This window comes from Pseudomonas sp. IT-P395, from assembly GCF_949767675.1.
GTDB lineage: Bacteria > Pseudomonadota > Gammaproteobacteria > Pseudomonadales > Pseudomonadaceae > Aquipseudomonas.
Genome location: NZ_CATKPW010000044.1, coordinates 113223 through 132290 on the forward strand (window position 1 = coordinate 113223; position 19068 = coordinate 132290).

Genomic DNA, 19068 nt, shown 5'->3' on the forward strand with positions numbered 1-19068 from the left:
ACGACTGTTTGATGGAAATTGTCATGTCCAGGTTTACTGCTGTTCCACGCTTGGGTTCTGCCCCGGCGTCCTTCGCTCTGAACGAATCGCGGGTTCGTTTCAGGCACGCTACCGCCGTCCTTTGCGGCGTTCTGCTGTCCCCGCTGGTGCTGGCCGATGATCACGCCGCGCACAACGAAGAACTCAGCCCGACGGTGATTACCGCAATCGCCCCGAGCTCGCCGCTGACCATCGTCACCAATCCAAAAGATCCACGCCAACCAGTGCCGGCCAGTGACGGCGGCGATTATCTGAAAACCATTCCGGGCTTCGCACTGGTACGCAATGGCGGCACCAACGGCGATCCGGTGCTGCGGGGCATGTTCGGCTCACGCCTGAACATTCTCACCAACGGCAGCATGATGCTCGGTGCCTGCCCGGGCCGGATGGACGCGCCGACTTCGTACATCTCGCCGGAAACCTACGACAAACTCACCGTGATCAAAGGCCCGCAAACTGTGCTGTGGGGGCCGGGCGCCTCGGCCGGCACCGTGCTGTTCGACCGTGAGCCAGAGAGCTTCGGCGAACTCGGCACCCGCGTGAACGCAAGCATTCTGACTGGCTCCCACGGACGTTTTGACAAGGTTGTCGACGCCGCTGCCGGTGGCCCGTTGGGCTACGTGCGAGTAATCGGCAACACCGCGCATTCCGACGACTACCGCGACGGCAACAACGACATCGTCGCCTCGCGCTACGACAAGTGGAACGGCGACATTGCGGTCGGCTGGACCCCGGACGCCGACACTCTGATCGAACTCACCGCCGGCAAGGGCGATGGCGAAGCGCGCTACGCCGGACGCGGCATGGACGGCTCGCAGTTCCTGCGCGAGAGCCTCGGTTTGCGTTTCGAAAAATCCAATATCACGGACGTGCTGGAGAAACTCGAAGCGCAGATCTACTACAACTACGCTGACCACGTTATGGACAACTACACCCTGCGCACGCCGTCCGGCACCGGCATGATGGCGGGGCCGATGGCGTCCAATGTCGACCGCCGCACCCTCGGCGCGCGGATCAAAGCGACCTGGCGCTGGGCTGATATTCAGTTGATCACCGGCCTCGACGCGCAGACCAACGAGCACCGCCAGCGCAGCGGCATGGGCATCGACACCTACAAGGATCAGCCGTACAGCAAGGACGCCGATTTCCATAACTACGGCGTGTTCAGCGAAATGACCTGGTACGCCGCCGACCGTGATCGCCTGATCACTGGCGCCCGCGTCGACCGCGCTTCGGCCAAGGATTACCGGCAAACCACCGGCTCGGGCATGATGACTCGCCCGAACCCGACCGCCGACGACACCCGTGCCGATACCCTGCCGAGCGGTTTCGTCCGTTACGAGCATGACCTCGCCGACAGCCCGACCACGCTCTATGCAGGCCTCGGCCACGCGCAACGCTTCCCGGATTACTGGGAGCTGTTTTCGCCCAAGTCCGGCCCGGCGGGATCGGTCAACGCGTTCGATTCGATCAAACCGGAGAAGACCACCCAGTTCGACTTCGGCGTGAACTACAAGCGCGCCGACCTCGAAGCCTGGGCCTCGGGTTACATCGGTGTAGTCCGCGATTACATCCTCTTCGACTACTCCCCGGGAATGATGGGCATGAGCACCTCGCGCGCCGAGAACATCGACGCGCGAATCATGGGCGGTGAACTCGGTGCCGCGTACAAACTCACCGATAACTGGAAAGCCGATGCGACCCTGGCCTACGCCTGGGGCAAGAACAGCAGCGACGGCACGGCCCTGCCGCAAATGCCGCCACTGGATGCACGCTTCGGTCTGACCTATAGCGAAGACAACTGGAGCGCCGGCGCACTGTGGAGGGTGGTTGCCGCGCAGAACCGTATCGACCAGAACAAGGGCAACGTGGTCGGCAAGGATTACGACAAGAGTTCGGGCTTCGGCGTGTTCTCACTCAACGGTGCCTATCGGATCAACAAGAACTGGAAGGTCAGCAGCGGCGTCGACAACCTGTTCGGCAAAGCTTACGCCGAACACCTGAACCTGGCGGGCAACGCCGGGTTCGGCTACCCGGCCAATGACCAGCAAGCGATCAATGAGCCGGGGCGCACGCTCTGGACCAAGGTCGACATGAGTTTCTAACAAGAAAAGTCAAAAGATCGCAGCCCGCATGTACCCCTGTAGGAGCTGCCGAAGGCTGCGATCTCTTGATCTAGAAAAATTCGCCCAGCGGAGCACACGTGATGAAACAGCCCAAACCGAATTTCTACAACCTGGCCTGGCGTTGGCATTTTTACGCCGGTCTCTTCGTCGCCCCCTTCATGGTGATGCTGGCCCTGACCGGCATCATTTACCTGTTCAAACCGCAACTCGATTCGCTGATGTACAGCAGCCTGCTCAACGTCCCCGCAGGGCATCACACTGTCCCGGCCGATGACCTGCTGCAACGAGTGAAAAGTGCCTATCCGCAAGGCCAGGTCACCCAGTACCTGCCGCCAGTGAACGCCGAACGCAGCGCACAGTTTGTGGTGAAAAACGCCGGCCAGGAACTCAACATCTTCGTCGATCCGTACCACGGCGACATCCTTGGCGAACAGGATGCCAAGCAAAACCTGCAGGCCATTGCCCGGGCGATCCACGGCGAATTGATGATCGGCACCGTCGGTGACCGCCTTATCGAAATGGCCGCCGGTTGGGGCGTGGTGCTGGTGGTGTCCGGCCTGTTCCTGTGGTGGCCGCGCGGTCAGGCCGCGGGGATTCTGTGGCCGCGGTTGAACAGTCGCGGTCGCGTGTTGTGGCGTGACCTGCACGCGGTCACCGGGTTCTGGGGCGCGACCTTGCTGCTGGTGATGTTGCTCAGTGGCATGACCTGGACCGGCTTCTGGGGCAAGCAATACGCGCAGGTGTGGAACGTGTTCCCGGCGGCGATGTGGGACAACGTGCCGACCTCCGACGTCGAGGCTCGAACCCTTAACAGCGCCACCCGCCAGACCGTGCCTTGGGCGATGGAAAACACGCCGATGCCGATGTCCGGCGATCACGCCGAACACATGAACCACGGCGCCACCAACGCTGGCCCCGCAGCACCCGCCATCAGCCTGCAAGACGTGCAAAACATCGCCACCCAGCGCAAAGTCGAGCCGGGCTACAGCATCACCCTGCCGACCACTGCCACCGGCGTGTTCACCATCGCTGTGTTCGCCGATGACCCGCGCAACGATGCGACCCTGCACGTCGATCAATACACCGGCAAAGTGCTCGCCGATGTGCGTTTCGAGCAGTACGGCAGCGTCGCCCGCGCCACGGAAATCGGCGTGATGCTTCACGAAGGCAAAATGTTCGGCACCGTCAACCAGATCGTCGTGCTGCTGATCTGCCTGATGATTCTGCTCAGTGCCGTCAGCGGTGTAGTGATCTGGTGGAAGCGTCGGCCGCAAGGCAAATTGGGTGTGCCGCCGCTGCGTCATGACCTGCCGAAATGGAAAACCGGCGTGGTGATCATGTTGGCGCTGGCGGTGGTGTTTCCGCTGGTGGGGGCTTCGCTGGTGGTGGTGTGGTTGCTGGATCGATTGCTGCTGGCGCGGATGAACCGACCAACCGGGTCTGCCTCGACTTCTTCCTGAACCCGCACTCGATCTTCTTCAACGCCAATCCCGTGCAGGGTCACCTGCACGGGTTTTTTTTGCGCCCCAATCTGGCGCGGCAGCCTGCACCAACGCGCCATGGGCGTTCCTTCGTGGTGCATGCGCCATGCAGTCAACCGCTCTAACACGACATTTTCTTGCCAAAACCCGACCGGGCACAGCCCTTGCAAAACACCCTTCAGTCGTTCGCATCTGCCAACCAAAAAAAACTTCAAACGTTCATGGAGATCGCACAATGAAGCGTCGCAGTTTGATCAAGGCTTTCACACTCACGGCATCCATTGCCGCGATGGGCATGACCTGGACTGTCCAGGCCGCCGAGACCATCAAGGTCGGGATTCTGCATTCGTTGTCCGGCACCATGGCGATCTCCGAAACGTCGCTCAAAGACATGGCGCTGATGACCATCGACGAGATCAACGCCAAGGGCGGTGTGAACGGCAAGATGCTTGAGCCGGTGGTGGTCGACCCCGCGTCGAACTGGCCGCTGTTCGCCGAAAAGGGCCGGCAGTTGCTGACCCAGGACAAGGTCGCCGTGGTGTTCGGCTGCTGGACCTCGGTGTCGCGCAAATCGGTATTGCCGGTGTTCGAAGAGCTCAATGGCCTGTTGTTCTATCCGGTGCAATACGAAGGCGAAGAGATGTCGCCGAACGTCTTCTACACCGGCGCCGCGCCAAACCAGCAGGCGATCCCGGCGGTTGAATATCTGATGAGCGAAGAAGGTGGCAGCGCCAAACGCTACTTCCTGCTCGGCACCGACTACGTCTACCCACGCACCACCAACAAGATCCTGCGCTCGTTCCTGCACTCCAAAGGCGTCGCCGACAAAGACATCGAAGAGGTCTACACGCCGTTCGGCCACAGCGACTATCAGACCATTGTTGCCAACATCAAAAAATTCTCCGCCGGTGGCAAGACTGCGGTCATCTCGACCGTCAACGGCGACTCCAACGTGCCGTTCTATAAAGAGCTGGCCAACCAGGGTCTGAAAGCCACCGACGTACCGGTTGTAGCGTTCTCGGTCGGCGAAGAAGAACTGCGCGGCATCGACACCAAACCGCTGGTGGGCAACCTCGCGGCGTGGAACTACTTCGAGTCGGTGGAGAACCCGCAGAACAAGAAATTCGTCGCTGACTGGAAGGCCTACGCGAAGAAACACAACCTGCCGGGCGCCGACAAAGCCGTGACCAACGACCCGATGGAAGCCACTTATGTCGGCATTCATATGTGGGCGCAGGCGGTGGAAAAAGCCAAATCCACCGACGTCGACAAAGTCCGCGAAGCCCTCGCCGGCCAGACCTTTGCCGCGCCGTCGGGTTACACGCTGACCATGGACAAGACCAATCACCACCTGCACAAACCGGTGATGATCGGCGAGATTCAGGCTGATGGTCAGTTCAACGTGGTGTGGCAGACCGAAGGGCCGATCCGTGCGCAACCGTGGAGCCCGTTCATTCAGGGCAACGACAAGAAGCCGGATTATGCGGTGAAGAGCAACTGAGGCGGATTCAGTTTTTGAGGCGGGCTTTAGATTCCCCCCCCTCACCCCAGCCCTCTCCCTCAGGGAGAGGGGGAAAGGGAGCCGATCTTCATGCCTTTCAAAGCCTGAGTTCGGCTCGAATTCGCAGGTCGCAGCACATCGTTCAAACACCTCGGTCAGTCCCCTCAATTTCAAGAGGGAGAGGGGGAAAGGGAGCCGATCTTCATGCTTTTCAAAGCCTGAGTTCGACTCGAATTCGCAGGTCGCAGCACATCGTCCAGACACCTCGGTCAGTCCCCTCTCCCTCTGGGAGAGGGTTAGGGTGAGGGGGCGGTTGAACAGGACACCACTAATGCCCACTGCCATACACCGCTTTCTCATAGCCATCGCACTATTGCTGCCAATGCTGGCCCATGCCGGCGACGCCGAAGACTTCGTCGCGGCCAATCCTGTGCAGCAAGCCAAACTGCTGGAAACCTGGGCCGCGCAGCCCGACCCGGCGCGTATCGAATTGCTCAACGCCCTGCAACAAGGCGAGCTGACGATCGACGGCCAACCGAAAACCCTGCGCCTGAACAATCGCCTGCGGGGTCTGATCGACACCGCCATGGCCAGCCATCAATTGCTCGCCGCCGACGCCAAAATCCGTCTGACTGCCGCGCAGCAATTGCAGAAAAGCGCGAAACCCGCGCAGCTGAAATTCCTCGACCAGCAACTCGCTGGCGAAAAAGATGAAAGCGTCCATGCCGCCCTGAGCCTGGCGCTGGCCAATCTGCAACTGGTCGACACTGATCCGGCCGTACGACTCGCGGCGGTGCGATTGCTTGGCGAAACCGGCGACCCACTGGCGCGCACGCGCCTCGAAGGTTTGCTCGAACCCGGCGTCGAAGCCGATGCCGGCGTACGCACGGCGGCCGAAACCAGCCTCGCCCAAGTCAAACGCAAACTGCTGATCGGCGAGATCCTCGGCCAGGCGTTCAGCGGCATGTCGCTCGGTTCGATTCTGCTGTTGGCAGCGCTCGGTCTGGCAATCACCTTCGGCCTGCTCGGCGTGATCAACATGGCCCACGGCGAAATGCTGATGCTCGGTGCCTACTCGACCTACGTGGTGCAGTTGATGTTCCAGCGTTACGCACCGCAAGCGATTGAGTTTTATCCGTTGATTGCGCTGCCGGTGGCGTTCTTTGTCACGGCGGCGATCGGCATGGCGCTAGAGCGCACGGTGATTCGCCACCTCTACGGCCGCCCACTGGAAACCCTGCTCGCCACCTGGGGCATCAGCCTGATGCTGATTCAACTGGTGCGCCTGTTGTTCGGCGCGCAGAACGTTGAAGTGGCCAACCCGGCGTGGCTGTCCGGCGGAATTCAGGTTTTGCCAAATCTGGTGCTGCCGTACAACCGCATCGTGATCATCGCCTTCGCATTGTTCGTCGTCGTGCTGACGTGGCTGCTGCTGAATAAAACCCGCCTCGGCCTCAATGTCCGTGCCGTTACCCAGAACCGCAACATGGCCGCCTGCTGTGGCGTGCCGACCGGTCGCGTGGACATGCTCGCCTTCGGCCTCGGCTCGGGCATCGCCGGCCTCGGCGGCGTAGCGCTGAGTCAGATCGGCAACGTCGGCCCGGACCTCGGCCAAAGCTACATCATCGATTCATTTCTGGTGGTGGTGCTCGGCGGTGTTGGCCAGTTGGCCGGCAGCGTGCTCGCAGCCTTCGGCCTGGGTATCGCCAACAAGATTCTCGAACCGCAGATCGGTGCGGTGCTCGGCAAGATCCTGATCCTCGCGCTGATCATTCTGTTTATCCAGAAACGTCCGCAAGGCCTCTTCGCACTGAAAGGACGGGTGATCGACTGATGAACCAGCCTCTGTTAGTCACGGCCACGCAAAAGGCCGGGCCGAAAATCACCCTCGCGATTGGCGCGGTAATCCTCGCTCTGCTGATCGCCCTGCCGCTGCTGTCGTTGTTGTCGCCCGACAATGCGCTGCACATCTCGGCGTACACGCTGACGCTGGTTGGCAAAATCCTCTGCTACGCCATCGTCGCCCTGGCGCTGGATCTGGTCTGGGGTTACGCCGGTTTGCTGTCGCTGGGTCACGGCCTGTTCTTCGCTCTCGGCGGTTATGCGATGGGCATGTACCTGATGCGTCAGGCCGCCGGCGATGGTCTGCCGGCGTTCATGACCTTCCTGTCGTGGAGCGAACTGCCGTGGTACTGGACCGGCACCAGCAGTTTTATCTGGGCGATGTGTCTGGTGGTGTTGGCGCCGGGCTTGCTGGCGCTGGTCTTCGGTTTCTTCGCTTTCCGTTCGCGGATCAAAGGCGTGTATTTCTCGATCATGACCCAGGCCCTGACCTTCGCCGGCATGCTCTTGTTTTTCCGCAACGAGACCGGGTTTGGCGGCAACAACGGCTTTACCAATTTCCGCACGATTCTCGGTTTCGGTATCACCGAACCGGGCACCCGTGCGGTGCTGTTTCTTGCGACGGTGTTGTTGCTGGTGGCGAGCCTGTTCATCGGCTGGCGCTTGGCGCAGAGCAAGTTCGGCCGCGTGCTGACAGCGCTGCGCGATGCGGAAAACCGCTTGATGTTCTGCGGCTACGATCCGCGCGGTTTCAAGTTGTTCGTGTGGGTGTTGAGTGCGGTGTTGTGTGGCCTGGCCGGGGCGTTGTACGTGCCGCAAGTGGGCATCATCAACCCGAGCGAAATGTCGCCAACCAACTCCATCGAAGCAGCGGTATGGGTTGCCCTTGGCGGTCGCGGCACGCTGATCGGCCCGCTGCTCGGCGCCGGTGTGGTCAACGGCATGAAGAGCTGGTTCACCGTGGCCTTCCCGGAGTACTGGCTGTTTTTTCTCGGCGCGCTGTTCATCGTCGTGACGCTGTACCTGCCCAAAGGCGTGATCGGTCTGCTGAAGAAACGAGGTGAACAATGAGAGTCACGGCGAGCGCTGAATTCATGCTGGAACCGGCCTTCTTTCCCGTCGAACCGAACAAGGACGCCGGCACCAGCCGCGACTCGATCGGCCTCGGCCAGCGCGTCGGCCCGGGCCTCGACACCCGTCACGGCACGATCCTCACGCTGGAAGACATCAGCGTCAGCTTCGACGGCTTCCGTGCGCTGAACAATCTCAACCTGTACATCGGCGTCGGCGAATTGCGCTGCATCATCGGCCCTAACGGCGCGGGTAAAACCACGCTGATGGACGTGATCACCGGCAAGACTCGGCCGAGTCACGGCAAAGCCTGGTTCGGCGAAACGCTGGATCTGACTCAAATGAGTGAAGTGCAAATCGCTCAGGCCGGCATCGGCCGCAAGTTTCAGAAGCCGACGGTGTTCGAGGCGCTGAGCGTGTTTGAAAACCTGGAACTGGCGCAGAAAACCGACAAGTCGGTGTGGGCCAGTTTGCGTGCGCGCTTGAACGGCGAGCAAAAAGATCGAATCAGCGAAGTGCTGGAGACGATTCGCCTGACCACCTCGGTCAATCGTCAGGCAGGCTTGCTCTCCCACGGTCAGAAGCAGTTTCTCGAGATCGGCATGTTGCTGATGCAGGACCCGCAATTGCTCCTGCTCGATGAGCCGGTGGCGGGCATGACCGATGCAGAAACCGAGTTCACGGCTGAACTGTTCAAGTCGCTGGCGGGCAAGCATTCGCTGATGGTGGTGGAGCATGACATGGGCTTTGTCGGCTCGATTGCCGACCACGTCACCGTGTTGCATCAGGGCAGCGTGTTGGCGGAAGGCTCGCTTGAGCAAGTGCAGGAAAACGAGCGCGTGATTGAGGTTTACCTCGGCCGCTGAAGCTGCAAACACTCATCAAAACTGTGGGAGCTGGCTTGCCAGCGATGAGGCCGGCACATCCAGCATTAATGCCGACTGATCCACCGCTATCGCTGGCAAGCCAGCTCCCACAGGGTTCTGTGTGCAACAGGGAGAATTTGGAAATGCTGCAAGTCGACAAGCTGCACCAGTACTACGGCGGTAGCCACATCCTGCGTGGCCTCTCGTTCGACGTGAAAGTCGGCGAAGTCACCTGCCTGCTCGGCCGTAACGGTGTCGGCAAAACCACCCTGCTCAAATGCCTGATGGGCCTGCTGCCGGCCAAAGAAGGCGCAGTCAATTGGGAAGGCAAACCGATCACCACGTTCAAGCCACACCAGCGTGTTCACGCCGGGATTGCCTATGTGCCGCAGGGCCGCGAGATCTTCGGACGCCTGACGGTGGAAGAGAATCTGTTGATGGGCCTGTCGCGTTTTCCCGGCAGTGAAGCCAAGGAAGTCCCAAGTTTCATCTACGAATTGTTCCCGGTGCTGCTACAAATGAAGCAGCGTCGCGGCGGTGACCTCTCCGGTGGTCAGCAACAGCAGTTGGCGATTGGTCGCGCATTGGCCAGCCGCCCGCGCTTGCTGATCCTCGACGAGCCTACCGAAGGCATTCAACCTTCGGTGATCAAGGAGATCGGCGCGGTAATCAAGAAACTCGCGGCGCGCGGTGATATGGCGATTTTGCTGGTCGAGCAGTTCTACGATTTCGCCGCGGAACTGGCCGATCAGTATCTGGTGATGTCCCGGGGCGAGATCGTCCAGCAGGGTCGCGGTAAAAATATGGAGGCCGAGGGTGTACGCGGGCTGGTAACGATCTAGTACAACGAATTAATCTGTAGCTTCCTAACGATAATTACACACCATGAATTCGACTGTTGCACCTGCCCTGTTTACCCCGAGCTGGCACGCCGCGCTGGAACTCGCTTATGCCCGTTTCGGCGACTGCACGCGCCCGGTCATGCGCCGACACCTCGGGCCGCTGCGGGTGCAAAAGCACCTGTACGCCGAAGGCCCTGAAGTCTGTCAGCACATCATCGTCCACCCGCCGGGCGGGATTGCCGGCGGTGATCGGCTGGACATCAGCGCGCGCGTCGAAGCCGACGCCTGGGCGCAGATCACCAGCCCCGGTGCCGCCAAGTGGTATCGCGCGGGTGGGCCGGCGTATCAAAAACTGGATTTGAAAGTGGCAGCCGGCGGGACGCTGGAATGGCTGCCGCAGGAGACCATCGTCTATAGCGCCGCGCAGGCTGAGCTGAGCACTTCGATTGAACTTGAGGGTGATGCACGGCTGTTTTACTGGGATGTGGTGGCGCTGGGTCGCCCGGCCAGTGGCGAACGTTTTGACCACGGGCATTTTCAGGCGCACCTGGATATTCGCCGCGATGGCCGATTGCTCTGGCACGAGCGCCAGCGCATTGTCGGTGATGACGGTTTGCTTGATTCGCCGATTGGCCTGGATGGCAATCCGGTGTTTGCAACGTTGTTGGTCACCGGTGAGATTGAGGCTGAGTTGCTGGAGCGTTGCCGCTCGCTGGGCCATGACGTGCGCGGGGATCTGACCCAGTTGCCGGGGTTGTTGGTTGCTCGTTGCCTGGCAAGCGAAGCGCTGTTGGCACGCGCCTGGCTCATCGATTTATGGCGCTTGCTGCGTCCGGTGCTGCTGGGCCGTGAGGCGGTATCTCCCAGAATATGGAGTACCTGAAAAAGCCCCTCACCCCCCGCCCTCTCCCGGAGGGAGAGGGAGCCTGACCGAGTCGCTTGAAATGAATTTAACTGACTGAACGAATACCGCTGACTGAACCGGCCATTGCAAACAACCGAGATCAGTCCCCTCTCCCTCGAAAGAGAGAGCCTGACCGGGTCGTTTGAAATGAATTTAACTGACTGAACGAATACTGCTGACTGAACCGGCCATTGAAAACAACCGAGATCAGTCCCCTCTCCCTCGCAAGAGGGAGCCTGACCGAGTCGCTTGAAATGAATTTAACTGACTGAACGAATACCGCTGACTGAACCGGCCATTGAAAACAACCGAGATCAGTCCCCTCTCCTTCGGGAGAGGGCTAGGGTGAGGGGCTGCTCCAACTGGCACCCCACACCGGCAAGAACCTCACAAATCTGCCCTGATGGAACCCCACAATGGACCTGACCCCACGCGAAAAAGACAAGCTGCTGATCTTCACCGCCGGCCTCGTCGCCGAGCGGCGTCTGGCGCGCGGCGTGAAACTCAATTACCCGGAAGCCATGGCCTACATCTCCGCCGCTCTGCTTGAAGGCGCGCGTGACGGCCAGACCGTGGCCGAGCTGATGCACTACGGCACCACCCTGCTCAGCCGCGAGCAAGTGATGGAAGGCATCCCGGAAATGATTCCGGAGATCCAGGTCGAAGCGACGTTCCCCGACGGCACCAAACTGGTCACCGTCCACCAACCGATCGTCTGAGGCTACGCCATGACTTACACCATTCGCGACGCCGTCCACGCCGACCTGCCGGCGATCCGCGACATCTACAACGATGCCGTGCTCAACACCACGGCGATCTGGAATGAACAGGCCGTCGACCTCGGCAACCGCCAGGCGTGGTTCAGCGCGCGTCAGGCCCAGGCCTATCCGATTCTGGTAATCATCGACGGTGACAACAGCGTACTCGGCTACGCTTCATTCGGTGACTGGCGGCCGTTCGACGGCTTTCGCCATACCGTCGAACACTCGGTTTATGTGCGCAGCGACCAGCGCGGCAACGGCCTCGGCCCGCAATTGATGGCGGCGCTGATCGAGCGCGCCAGAACCTGCGACAAACACGTGATGGTCGCCGCCATCGAAAGCGGCAACGCCGCCTCGATTCGCCTGCACGAGCGCGCCGGTTTCAGCATCACCGGGCAGATGCCGCAGGTCGGCACCAAGTTCGGCCGCTGGCTCGACCTGACCTTCATGCAACTGACCCTCAACCCTGGCGCGGAGCCGCCTGACGCCAACAAGGAGTGACACCGATGAACGCCGCCCAACTGCGCCGCGTCAATGCTGAAAGTTTTGCCCACTACCGTCAGGGCCTGATTGATCTGCTGCTTGATGCGGTCGGTTACGGCGCCAGTGTCGGCTTCATGGCCGACCTCGATGCGGCTCAGGCGCGCGCCTATTTCGATGAGGTGCAGGACAACGTCAACAAAGGCAGCGTGCTGCTCTGGGTGGTGGTCAAGGACGAGCAGGTGCTGGCCAGTGTGCAGTTGGGCCTGTGCCAGAAGACCAACGGTCTTAACCGCGCCGAGGTGCAGAAACTGCTGGTGCGCGAACACGCACGGCGTCGCGGTCTCGGTCAGCAATTGATGAGTGCGCTGGAACTCGAAGCGCCCAAACACAAGCGCGGCATGCTCTACCTCGACACCGAGGCCGGCTCGCCCGCCGAAGATTTCTACAAGGCGTTGGGTTACACCCGCGCGGGCCAGATTCCCGATTACGCCTGCGACCCGCACGGTACCTATCGACCGACCGCCCTCTATTACAAGATTCTGCAAGGAGCCCAGTGATGATTCCTGGCGAGTACCAGATCCAGCCCGGCGACATCGAACTCAACGTCGGTCGCCGCACCGTCAGCCTGAAAGTCGCCAACAGCGGCGACCGGCCGATCCAGGTCGGTTCGCACTATCACTTTTTTGAAACCAATGACGCGCTGACCTTTGATCGTGCAGCGAGCCGTGGCATGCGCCTGAATATTCCGGCGGGGACGGCGGTGCGCTTCGAGCCGGGGCAGAGTCGCGAAGTCGAGCTGGTCGATTACGCCGGGCATCGGCGGGTGTTCGGGTTTGCCGGACGGGTCATGGGTGATCTCTGATATCTGCGTGCACCGCTGCCCCTCACCCCAGCCCTCTCCCGAGGGAGAGGGAGCCGATCACCGATAGCCGACCCACCGCGAACAGTCCCCTCTGCGGAGCTGATCACCGATAGCCGGCCCACCGCGCACAGTCCCCTCTCCCTCTGGGAGAGGGCTAGGGTGAGGGTCGATGGCTCACCACTATTTTCCTGAAGGACGCAGCATGAAGATTTCCCGTCAAGCCTACGCCGACATGTTCGGCCCCACCGTCGGCGACAAGGTGCGCCTGGCCGACACCGAACTGTGGATCGAAGTCGAACAAGACTTCACCACCTATGGCGAAGAAGTGAAGTTCGGTGGCGGCAAAGTTATCCGCGACGGCCAGGGCCAAAGCCAACTGCTCGCGGCCGAAGTCGTCGACACGCTGATCACCAACGCGCTGATCATCGACCACTGGGGCATCGTCAAAGCCGACGTCGGCCTCAAGGACGGGCGCATCGCCGCGATCGGCAAGGCCGGCAACCCCGACGTGCAGCCGAACGTGACCATCGCCATCGGCGCCGGCACCGAAGTGATCGCCGGCGAAGGCATGATCCTCACCGCCGGCGGCATCGACACGCACATCCACTTCATCTGCCCGCAGCAGATCGAAGAAGCGCTGATGAGCGGCGTCACCACCATGATCGGTGGCGGCACCGGCCCCGCCACCGGCACCAACGCCACCACCTGCACCTCCGGGCCTTGGCACCTGGCGCGCATGCTTCAGGCCGCCGACGCCTTCCCGATGAACATCGGCCTCACCGGCAAAGGCAACGCCAGCCTGCCGGAGCCGTTGATCGAGCAGGTCAAGGCCGGCGCCATCGGCTTGAAATTGCACGAAGACTGGGGCACCACGCCGGCGAGCATCGACAACTGCCTGAACGTCGCCGACCAGTTCGATGTGCAGGTAGCGATCCACACCGACACCCTCAACGAATCCGGTTTCGTCGAAACCACCCTCGGCGCGTTCAAGGGCCGCACCATTCACACCTATCACACCGAAGGTGCCGGTGGCGGTCACGCACCGGACATCATCAAGGCCTGCGGCTTCCCTAACGTATTGCCGAGCTCGACCAACCCGACCCGGCCGTTCACCCGCAACACCATCGACGAACACCTCGACATGCTGATGGTCTGCCACCACCTCGACCCGAGCATTGCCGAAGACGTCGCCTTCGCCGAAAGCCGCATCCGCCGCGAAACGATTGCCGCCGAAGACATTCTTCACGACCTCGGCGCATTCTCGATGATCAGCTCCGACAGCCAGGCCATGGGCCGCGTCGGCGAAGTCATCACGCGCACCTGGCAGACCGCCGACAAGATGAAAAAACAGCGCGGCCCACTGCCGCAGGACGGCGCAGGCAACGACAACTTCCGCGCCAAACGCTACATCGCCAAATACACGATCAACCCGGCGATCACCCATGGCATCAGCCATGAAGTCGGTTCGATCGAAGTCGGCAAATGGGCGGATCTGGTGCTGTGGCGCCCGGCATTCTTTGGTGTGAAACCGACGCTGATCCTCAAGGGCGGTGCAATTGCCGCCAGCCTTATGGGCGATGCCAACGCCTCGATTCCGACACCGCAACCGGTGCACTACCGCCCGATGTTCGCCAGCTACGGCGGCTCGCTGCATGCCACTAGCCTGACCTTTATCAGTCAGGCTGCGCAGGAAGCCGGGCTGCCGGAAGCGTTGGGTTTGAAGAAAAAGATTGGCGTAGTGAAGGGCTGCCGTGACGTGCAGAAAACCGATCTGATTCACAACGACTATCTGCCGAACATCGATGTTGATCCGCAGACCTATCAGGTCAAGGCTGACGGGGTGTTGCTGTGGTGTGAACCGGCGGAAACATTGCCGATGGCGCAGCGGTACTTTTTGTTCTGACCACAAAAAAAGGCCCTTCGGGGCCTTTTCAATGTTGAGTCAGAAACTCCGCGTTATCGTTCATCGCTGGCAAGCCAGCTCCCACAGGTTCTGCGCCGATCCGAGATCTACATTCCAACGCAAAACCCTGTGGGAGCTGGCTTGCCAGCGATAAGGCCAGCTCAGCCACAACAAGATTTTCAGGCTGACTACTCCACCACCAACCGCCCCAAACGCTGCCGCAACATACGGTTCTCGGCACGCAACTCACGCACCTCCTCCAGCAGGTCCAGCGCCAGCGCAACGCCCTCCCACTCCAGTTCCAGATCACGGCGCAACTTCGCCGCCCGTTTGGCCAACGCCAATTCGTAATCGGTGAAGCGCCACTCCCGGGGCTGCGCGCCCTGAGGTTCGAGGATGCCGTGCTCGACGATTTCGATCACGTAGACGTCCGACAAATCGGCCGCCTCACAGAATTCTGCCAGGTCCAGTTGAACGATCAGGGGGCTGCTCATGATGGGCTACTCCGTCGTCGAATTCAGAAGTTCTCGCGCGGGTTGAACGCGGCTTTCTTCGCCAGTTCCTGCCACAGCGCCTTGACCTCGTCGTCCGAGGTTTTCGGCATCACGGCTTTGAGCTGGACGAACAGGTAACCGCGCTCGCCCGCCTTGTTTTTCAGGCCATGACCTTTGGCGCGCATGCGTTGGCCGTTCTGGCTGCCGGCCGGCACCTTCAAGTTGATCTTGCCGGTCAGGGTCGGCACCGCCACTTCAGCCCCCAGCGCCAGTTCCCACGGTGCCAGCGGCAAGGTGATGATCAGGTTTTCGCCTTCAACATCGAATTTCGGGTGTGGCGCAAAACGAATGGTCAGGTACAGGTCGCCATTCGCCCCGCCACCGACGCCCGGTGCGCCCTGGCCTTTGAGGCGGATGCGTTCGCCGTCGGTCACGCCCGCCGGAATTTTCACGTTCAGGCTCTTGCTGGTATTGCTGACGTGCTGGCCGTTGGCGTTGTATTGCGGCACCTGGAAGGTGACTTTCTTCGATTCGTTAGCGAGCGTCTCCTCGAGGAAGATCGGCAGTTCCATTTCCACGTCTTGCCCTCGGCGCCCAGCACTGCGTTGTTGCCGACCTTCGCCGCCACCGAAACCGGGGCCGCGATTGCCGAAGATCGAACTGAAGAAGTCCGAGAAGTCGCCGGTGTCAGCACCGCCGCCGCCAAAGCCACCACGGCTCTGCCAGCCCGGTGGCCCCTGGAACGGCTGACCGTGCTGGCCATAACGGCGCAGCTCGTCATATTCGGCGCGTTTGTCGGCGCTTTTCAGCGCTTCATAGGCTTCCGAGGCGTCTTTGAACTTGGCCTCGGCGTCTTTTTCCTTGCTGACATCGGGGTGGTATTTGCGCGCCAGCTTGCGATAGGCAGCCTTGATTGCCTTGTCGTCTGCTGTCGGCTCCACGCCAAGTATCTTGTAATAGTCTTTGAAGTCCATCGAAGGAATCACCATCCGTTATCGATTTCGCGCCGATGCCAGCATGCGCCGATTCGCGCGTGCCGGGTTGACCGATCTCAAGGTTGTGACCGGGTGGCGCAGCAGAAGTTTATCGGCAGTGGACGGCGGTTCTTGCGACCGCCGGTGGTTCTGCCGGCCCATGCCAGCAAGTTTGGGGCAAAGCTTGAGGTTTCAAGGCAGTTTAGTCGTGAAATAGCAGATGACCGGCCTTCGATTCTGGCGCGCACTGACATACACTGCGCGGCCGTTTTTTTGACCGGAACCGAAAGACATGAAAGACGCCTCTCCAGCCCGTGCCTGCGGCATCGACTTCGGCACGTCCAACTCCACCGTCGGCTGGCTGCGCCCCGGCATGGAAACGATGATCGCGCTGGAAGACGACAAGATCACCCTGCCGTCGGTGGTCTTCTTCAACATCGAGGAACGCCGCCCGGTTTACGGCCGTCTGGCGCTGCACGAGTACCTGGAAGGCTACGAAGGCCGGCTGATGCGCTCGCTGAAAAGCCTGCTCGGTTCCAAGCTGATCAAGCACGACACCAGCGTGCTCGGCACGGCGATGCCATTCAAGGACCTGCTCGGCCTGTTCATCGGCCAGTTGAAGAGCCGTGCGGAAACCACCGCTGGTCGGGAATTCGAGCAGGTGGTGCTCGGGCGTCCGGTGTTCTTCGTCGATGACGATCCGCTGGCTGACCAGGAAGCGGAAGACACCCTGGTCGAAGTGGCGCGCAAGATCGGCTTCAAGGACGTGTCGTTCCAGTACGAACCGATCGCCGCCGCCTTCGACTACGAGTCGACCATCGAAAAAGAAGAGCTGGTGCTGATCGTCGACATCGGCGGTGGTACCTCCGACTTCTCGCTGGTGCGCCTGTCGCCCGAGCGTCGTGGCCTCGATAACCGTCACGATGACATCCTCGCCACCGGCGGTGTGCACATCGGCGGGACCGATTTCGACAAACAGCTGAGCCTGCAAGGTCTGATGCCGCTGTTCGGCTACGGCAGCCGCATGAAGAGCGGCGCCTACATGCCGACCAGCCACCACATGAACCTAGCGACCTGGCACACCATCAACTCGGTGTACTCGCAGAAATCCAGCCTGGCGCTGGGCAGCATGCGCTACGACATCGAAGACACTGGCGGCATCGATCGCCTGTTCAAGTTGATCGAACAACGCGCCGGGCACTGGCTGGCGATGGAAGTCGAAGAAACCAAGATCCAGCTGACCCACACCGACAGCCGCCACGTGCCGCTGGACCGGATCGAGGCCGGACTGAGCGTGGAATTGACGCGCGCGCTGTTCGAGTCGGCGATCGACGCGTTGCTGGAGCGGGTGCGCGGCAGTGTTACGCAGCTGTTGAACGATGCCGGTGTGGCGGTCGATCAGGTCGACACCGTGTTCTTCACCGGTGGTTCGAGCGGGATTCCGGCGCTGCGCAACAGCGTCTCGGCGATGTTGCCGAATGCGCGGCATGTTGAAGGGAATATCTTTGGCAGCATTGGTAGCGGTCTGGCGATTGAAGCGATGAAACGCTACGGCGCCATGAACTGATGATCGTTCCCACGCTCTACGTGGGAATGCCGCCATGGACGCTCTGCGTCCGCTGTTGAGGTTGTGACGCGGAGCGTCACGGGATGCATTCCCACGCAGAGCGTGGGAACGATCACGGAGTGGTTAGACCATCCCGCCCAACTTCAACTCACTCTTCAGGTACGCATAATAAATCGGCCCCGCCACCACCCCCGGCAGGCCGAACGCGGCCTCGAACACCAGCATCGCCAACAGCAACTCCCACGACTTGGCACTGATCTGCCCGCCAACGATGCGCGCGTTGAGAAAGTACTCGAGCTTGTGGATAAAAATCAGATAGCCCAGCGCGGCAATCGCCACCCAGATCGACAGTGACAGGCCGACGATGGTGATCAGCGTGTTCGACATCAGGTTGCCGATCACCGGCAACAGGCCGAGCAGGAAGGTCAGCACGATCAGGGTTTTGGTCAGTGGCAACTTGATGCCGAACATCGGCAGGATCACCGCGAGGAAGATCCCGGTGAAGAAGGTGTTGAGCAGGGAAATCTTGATCTGCGCGAAGACAATGTTGCGGAAGGCCTGCACCAACAGGTGCAAACGGTCGAACAGCGCCGCCGCCAGCGGTTTGCGTTTGGTCACGTCGGGGATGCGCTGCAAGGCAATGATCGCGCCGAGCACCATGCCGATCAGCAGCGTGACGAACATGTGTGCGGCGTCTTTGCCGACCAGTTGCAGGTCAGACAGGTGCTTGCTCATCCACTCGCCAATCGCCACGCGAAACTCGGCAGCACTGGCCGGTAGATAGGCGTCGATGAACGGCGGCAATTGCCCGCGCGCGCGGTCGACCACGCCCATGAATTTGTCGAGGGAAGCGCCGGGGTTTTCCGCTTCATGCAGGAGAAAACTGATCGCGCCGGCGAAGATCAACGCCAGCACACTCACCACCAAAGTGCCGAGCAACGCCACCGCCAGCCAACGCGCGCGGCGGCCTTCGATCAGCCGTTGCAGTTGCGGGGTGAGCATGTTGACCAGTTCAAATACCAATAGCCCGGCCAGCAGACTCGGCAACAAGCGCAACGGTAGCACCAGCAGCAAACCGCCGAAAATGATGATGCAACTGACCCAGAACACTACATGACGCTCAGAAAACGTTGGCATACAGCCTCAAAACGAACGGCGTAAAAGGATTGGCAGTCTGCCAGCGTTCCCGGGGGAGCACTAGGTATATGCGGTGTTTCGGGTTTTGCTGCACGGCTTGAGATCCAGCCCTCACCCTAGCCCTCTCCCGGAGGGAGAGGGAACCGATCGAGGAGTGGCGAAGAAATCCGGTGACCTGCCAGTGCTGTATTGAATCCAGAATCGGCCGGATAGTT

The 19068-nt window shown here is 60.9% G+C and carries 17 protein-coding genes; 14 read left to right on the forward strand and 3 right to left on the reverse strand.

Annotated elements, in window-relative coordinates; translation table 11 throughout:
* The first annotated feature begins 23 nt into the window (after positions 1-23).
* The 13 genes from ACM6IN_RS20990 to ureC all read left to right on the forward strand — a co-directional run bounded on the left by ACM6IN_RS20990 (position 24) and on the right by ureC (position 14681).
* A complete protein-coding gene (locus ACM6IN_RS20990; RefSeq protein WP_414916648.1) occupies positions 24-2144 on the forward strand; it encodes a TonB-dependent copper receptor in 2121 nt (706 codons plus the stop codon).
* Between the two features lie 101 nt (positions 2145-2245).
* The gene (locus ACM6IN_RS20995; protein ID WP_414916649.1) at positions 2246-3625 is read left to right on the forward strand and encodes a PepSY-associated TM helix domain-containing protein; all 1380 of its coding nucleotides are present in this window, start codon (positions 2246-2248) and stop codon (positions 3623-3625) included.
* A gap of 256 nt (positions 3626-3881) precedes the next feature.
* Positions 3882-5147 (forward strand): urea ABC transporter substrate-binding protein, encoded by a 1266-nt coding sequence (urtA, locus tag ACM6IN_RS21000; protein WP_007914554.1) that lies wholly within the window; start codon positions 3882-3884, stop codon positions 5145-5147.
* 331 nt (positions 5148-5478) lie between these two features.
* Positions 5479-6981 carry an urea ABC transporter permease subunit UrtB gene (gene urtB / locus ACM6IN_RS21005; RefSeq protein ID WP_095113528.1) on the forward strand — a complete coding sequence of 501 codons (1503 nt, stop codon included), beginning with the start codon at positions 5479-5481 and terminating at the stop codon, positions 6979-6981.
* On the forward strand, positions 6981-8060 hold the full coding sequence (gene urtC / locus ACM6IN_RS21010; RefSeq protein WP_123376917.1) for an urea ABC transporter permease subunit UrtC: 1080 nt from the start codon (positions 6981-6983) through the stop codon (positions 8058-8060). The genes urtB and urtC overlap by 1 nt, the downstream gene beginning before the upstream one ends.
* A complete protein-coding gene (urtD, locus tag ACM6IN_RS21015; protein WP_414916650.1) occupies positions 8057-8926 on the forward strand; it encodes an urea ABC transporter ATP-binding protein UrtD in 870 nt (289 codons plus the stop codon). Before urtC ends, urtD begins: the two co-directional genes overlap by 4 nt.
* A 143-nt stretch (positions 8927-9069) precedes the next feature.
* Positions 9070-9768: an urea ABC transporter ATP-binding subunit UrtE gene (urtE, locus tag ACM6IN_RS21020; RefSeq protein ID WP_414916651.1), complete on the forward strand. Its 699-nt coding sequence runs from the start codon at positions 9070-9072 to the stop codon at positions 9766-9768.
* A 43-nt stretch (positions 9769-9811) separates the two neighbouring features.
* Positions 9812-10651: an urease accessory protein UreD gene (locus tag ACM6IN_RS21025; protein ID WP_414916652.1), complete on the forward strand. Its 840-nt coding sequence runs from the start codon at positions 9812-9814 to the stop codon at positions 10649-10651.
* 437 nt (positions 10652-11088) lie between these two features.
* The gene (gene ureA, locus ACM6IN_RS21030) at positions 11089-11391 is read left to right on the forward strand and encodes an urease subunit gamma (RefSeq protein ID WP_003221215.1); all 303 of its coding nucleotides are present in this window, start codon (positions 11089-11091) and stop codon (positions 11389-11391) included.
* 9 nt (positions 11392-11400) lie between these two features.
* Entirely contained in the window at positions 11401-11934 is a 534-nt protein-coding gene (locus ACM6IN_RS21035) for a GNAT family N-acetyltransferase (protein ID WP_095113525.1), read from the forward strand.
* 5 nt (positions 11935-11939) lie between these two features.
* Positions 11940-12473, forward strand: coding sequence for a GNAT family N-acetyltransferase (locus ACM6IN_RS21040; protein WP_123376915.1), 534 nt, complete (start codon positions 11940-11942; stop codon positions 12471-12473).
* Positions 12473-12778, forward strand: a complete 306-nt coding sequence (locus tag ACM6IN_RS21045) for an urease subunit beta (protein ID WP_007915947.1) — start codon at positions 12473-12475, stop codon at positions 12776-12778. Before ACM6IN_RS21040 ends, ACM6IN_RS21045 begins: the two co-directional genes overlap by 1 nt.
* 202 nt (positions 12779-12980) lie before the next feature.
* The gene (gene ureC, locus ACM6IN_RS21050) at positions 12981-14681 is read left to right on the forward strand and encodes an urease subunit alpha (RefSeq protein ID WP_007915945.1); all 1701 of its coding nucleotides are present in this window, start codon (positions 12981-12983) and stop codon (positions 14679-14681) included.
* A 188-nt stretch (positions 14682-14869) separates the two neighbouring features.
* Here the strand turns inward: ureC and ACM6IN_RS21055 are convergent, their stop codons facing one another.
* A complete protein-coding gene (locus ACM6IN_RS21055; protein WP_016984795.1) occupies positions 14870-15175 on the reverse strand; it encodes a chaperone modulator CbpM in 306 nt (101 codons plus the stop codon).
* Between the two features lie 23 nt (positions 15176-15198).
* On the reverse strand, positions 15199-16149 hold the full coding sequence (locus ACM6IN_RS21060) for a DnaJ C-terminal domain-containing protein (protein WP_007915937.1): 951 nt from the start codon (positions 16147-16149) through the stop codon (positions 15199-15201).
* A 292-nt stretch (positions 16150-16441) separates the two neighbouring features.
* Here ACM6IN_RS21060 and ACM6IN_RS21065 point away from each other — a divergent pair, with 292 nt between their 5' ends.
* Positions 16442-17716 (forward strand): Hsp70 family protein, encoded by a 1275-nt coding sequence (locus tag ACM6IN_RS21065; protein WP_414916653.1) that lies wholly within the window; start codon positions 16442-16444, stop codon positions 17714-17716.
* Positions 17717-17839: 123 nt separating this feature from the next.
* On the opposite strand, the gene ACM6IN_RS21070 is transcribed toward ACM6IN_RS21065, so the two are convergent.
* Entirely contained in the window at positions 17840-18853 is a 1014-nt protein-coding gene (locus ACM6IN_RS21070) for an AI-2E family transporter (protein ID WP_007915933.1), read from the reverse strand.
* Between the last annotated feature and the right edge of the window lie 215 nt (positions 18854-19068).